The sequence below is a fragment of the Streptomyces sp. NPDC059900 genome (assembly GCF_050270335.1).
GTDB lineage: Bacteria > Actinomycetota > Actinomycetes > Streptomycetales > Streptomycetaceae > Streptomyces.
The window spans coordinates 1-3,262 of the sequence record NZ_JBNNJZ010000762.1 but is presented as its reverse complement, the minus strand read 5'-3'; the positions used below and the strand labels follow the sequence as shown (position 1 = coordinate 3,262).

Here is a 3,262-nt window from a genome sequence, read left to right as displayed (position 1 = left end):
ACCGCGAGGCGCTCGTCACTCAGGGCATCGGCGAAGCCGGCGGCCGGTCCCTGCCCGCCTGGAGCCCCGCCACGGCGCTGGACCAGATGGACCTGCTGGGGACGCGGACCGCGATCCTGTCCGTCTCCACGCCCGGGGTCGGCTTCCTGCGCGAGTCCGGCCAGGCAACAGCCCTGGCACGCCGCCTAAATGATCACGTATCGGAGCTGTGCGCCGAGCATCCCGGACGGTTCGGCAGCTTTGCCACCCTGCCCATGCCGGATGCGGAGGCCGCCACCGGGGAGGCGGTGCGCGCCCTGGACGAATTGCACGCCGACGGTGTCACACTGCTCGCCAACAACGACGGGACCTACCTGGGGGCCGACGGGCAGGAACCGCTGTGGCGCGCCCTGGACGAGCGCGGCGCCGTGGTGTTCATCCATCCCGCCGAACTGCCCGCCCCCGCGGTCGAGGGCATCCCGCCGTTCGCAGCCGACTTTCTGCTGGACACCACGCGCGCCGCCTACCTGCTGGTGCGCAACGGCATCATCCGCCGGTACCGCAACATACGGTTCATCCTCAGCCACGCGGGCGGCTTCGTGCCCTACTCCTCCCACCGCATGGCCGTGACCATCGCGAACGACACCAAGCGCAGCCCGCTGGACGTGCTAGAGGACTTCCGGGCCTTCTACTTCGACACGGCCCTGTCGTCCAGCCCTGCCGCCCTGCCCACCCTGCTCGCCTTCGCGCAGCCCGGACACGTGCTGTTCGGAAGCGACTGGCCCTTTGCGCCCACTCCCGCGGGGCAGTACTTCGCCAACGGCCTCGACACCTTCACGCAATCCGGACCGCTGCGGTCCATCAACCACGCCAATGCCGAGGCGCTCTTCCCGCGCCTGGCCACCGGCTCCCCCTCTCCGGCCCCCGCCCGCCCGGTCACTCACCGGGTACGCCGGGCAGCCCAGCATGCCGCCGCGCGTTTCTTCTTCAAACTCGTCCAGCCCGGCACCAAGTAGTGCCGCGTTGCTCGAACGGCGTTCGCAAATCGGCTCCGCAGCAGGCGAGTTGGCGGTGCGGGTCTGCCCCATCTCAAGGGCTTGGCACGGGAGTTGAGCTGGTCGGTTACCAGGAGGGTGACCGGGGCGATGACGTCACGGTCGGCGACTCACCGGCCGGCGAGGCCGCCGTGCATGCTGTAGCTGCGGGCGATGGTGCCCGCCAGTTGCCGCTCGTGACGGCGGTCTGCGACCAGCCGACGGCCGAGCCGTCACGGTGACCCCTGCAGCTGCGGACCGGAGAAGACCTGGGTCGCGCCCTCGCGAGTCTGCGTGACGCGAGAAGGGAACGGCCAGGTCATCTGCCAGGAGGGTTCCCGACGTGCGGCCGCCGGTGTGGCGGCACTCCCTCAAGCGCAGGCCCAGCGATCCAGGGGCGAGCGCGGGCGGGCACCAGCTCCGCATCGAGGGCACAGGATGGGGCAGGGTCAGGGGTGACCTCGGGGGACGTCCGCTTCGTCCTCGCCGCTGTGGGCTGTGGGATGCGCGGGTCGGCCGGGCAGGTCGATGCCCGCTCGCACAGTGGTGCCGCCGCCGTCATCCCTGCACTGTTCCCACCGGCTCGCCAGGGCCTCGACGATCAGCAGGCCGCGGCCGTGCTCGGCATCGGGTGCCGCGTGCTGGGCATGGAGCGGGCGGTGGGGGCCCAGGTCGCCGACGCTGACCGCGGCCTCGTCGTCGGTGAGGATGATCTCGACCGTGATCTCCGGACTGTGCGTGTAGGTCACCGCGTTAGTGGCCAGCTCGCTCACGATCAGCTGCAGGTCCGCACGGATGGCCTCGGCCACGCCCCAGTCGGCCAGGGTCAGGCCGACGTAGGCACGGGCCTGGCCCGGGGTGTGCTCGGAGTCTCCGGGCAGCCGCAGCCGGGTGGTCAGCGACTGCGAGTGGGCGGTGGGCGGCTCGGCCGCGTGGCCTCTGGGTGCTGCGGGATACCTCACGCCTGCGCCTCCTTTGGCCTCACCGGCGTGCAGGCCGGTTGAAACAACCCGTCCTGCGGGCAAAGGACGCAGACCGCTGCGCCGAGCAGCCACGCACGCAGCGTGATCTGTTCGCTCTTCGTCCAGGCGATCTCTCGCACTGCCGGAGCAATGACGGCGTTCACCTCTCCGCGCTGCGCCAGGTGCTCCACCGTGCACCAGCCGATCCGCCGGCAGCGCGGGACAGCGGGCGGCGCCAGGTCGTACACCTCGTGCAGGACCGGCCAGCCGCACGCGCTGGCGTAACCGCGGAGATCCACCAATATCCGGGCCACTTCCTGCGAGTTGGTGTGGCAGGTGTAGAGCACGCTGCGGGGATGGACGGGCGCCGTAGGCGCCGCTCCCAACAGAGTGGTGACCGGCATCGTAGGTGCAGGTGCGGGAGTTTGGGGCATCGTGCTCAGCTCCAGAAGAGGTGCGGGGTAGAGGCGTTGGGCACAGGCCCCCGACCGCGTGACCGGGGTGCTGTGCACGGGCGGGGTGCGGGGCTCGCGGCTCGTCCCGCCGACGCGCGTCGACTCCGCACCAGATGGTCAACGCGGCTTCCCAGCATTGATGTTGACCGCATGGCACGGCCTGCACGCGGAAGCTTCGAAGGGCGGTAAGTCGCTCGGCCTGTGCCAGCTCTGCATCGGGGCAGCGTCCGCCCGGTGCTGGCCGATTTGCCCGCGAGTCGGCCACGGCAGTCTCCCTGATCGGTCGTCATGTCACGGTCCACATCAGCAGGCGCGTGCATCGCGGTGCGACGGCGAAGCGATGAAAGAACGATGCAAGTCGGCCCGGACCGGGTGAACTGCGGTCAAGGCCGGGGCAGGGAAACTGTGGGAGCGGTACGGTCGCCGCACCCGTGAAACGCGCGGACACCGGAGCCGGTATGCCCGACCATCGCAAGCCCCTCCCCAACACCCGGCTACGCAATGTCCGTGAGCTCGAGTTCCAGATGAGCCGCGGCGAGTTCGCCGACGAGGTCAACAAGGTCGGAAGGACGATGGGGGAAAACGTCGCCTGCGGATCGCGCCTGGTAGCCGACTGGGAAGACGGAAAAGTCGTCTGCCCCCGCGCCGTTTATCAGCGCATCCTGACCAAGATGACAAGCGGGCGGAGCATGGCCGATCTCGGTTTCCGCCTGCCAACCCCAGCACGGTCCGTGCCGCCCGTCTTAGGGCCTGTGTGAGGTCGTGATCATTCTCGGGTTCTGGTCCCGTGCGGGGGTGGGACCTGGTAGGACGCTGGGTGTGACACGTAGAC

At 69.9% G+C, this 3,262-nt stretch carries 4 protein-coding genes; 2 read left to right on the top strand and 2 right to left on the bottom strand.

Translation table 11 applies throughout. From position 1 onward, the window contains the following. On the top strand, positions 1 to 995 hold a 995-nt coding region (locus ACQKIP_RS43490; RefSeq protein ID WP_427745547.1), incomplete at its 5' end, for an amidohydrolase family protein. A 467-nt stretch (positions 996 to 1,462) separates the two neighbouring features. Here ACQKIP_RS43490 and ACQKIP_RS43485 read toward each other — a convergent pair. Together ACQKIP_RS43485 and ACQKIP_RS43480 are read right to left on the bottom strand one after the other, a co-directional pair. Then, entirely contained in the window at positions 1,463 to 1,975 is a 513-nt protein-coding gene (locus tag ACQKIP_RS43485; RefSeq protein WP_365862213.1) for an ATP-binding protein, read from the bottom strand. After that, the gene (locus ACQKIP_RS43480) at positions 1,972 to 2,322 is read right to left on the bottom strand and encodes a hypothetical protein (protein ID WP_365862214.1); all 351 of its coding nucleotides are present in this window, start codon (positions 2,320 to 2,322) and stop codon (positions 1,972 to 1,974) included. The genes ACQKIP_RS43485 and ACQKIP_RS43480 overlap by 4 nt, the downstream gene beginning before the upstream one ends. Positions 2,323 to 2,861: 539 nt before the next feature. Here ACQKIP_RS43480 and ACQKIP_RS43475 point away from each other — a divergent pair. Beyond that, positions 2,862 to 3,188, top strand: a complete 327-nt coding sequence (locus ACQKIP_RS43475) for a hypothetical protein (RefSeq protein WP_365862216.1) — start codon at positions 2,862 to 2,864, stop codon at positions 3,186 to 3,188. Positions 3,189 to 3,262: the final 74 nt, after the last annotated feature.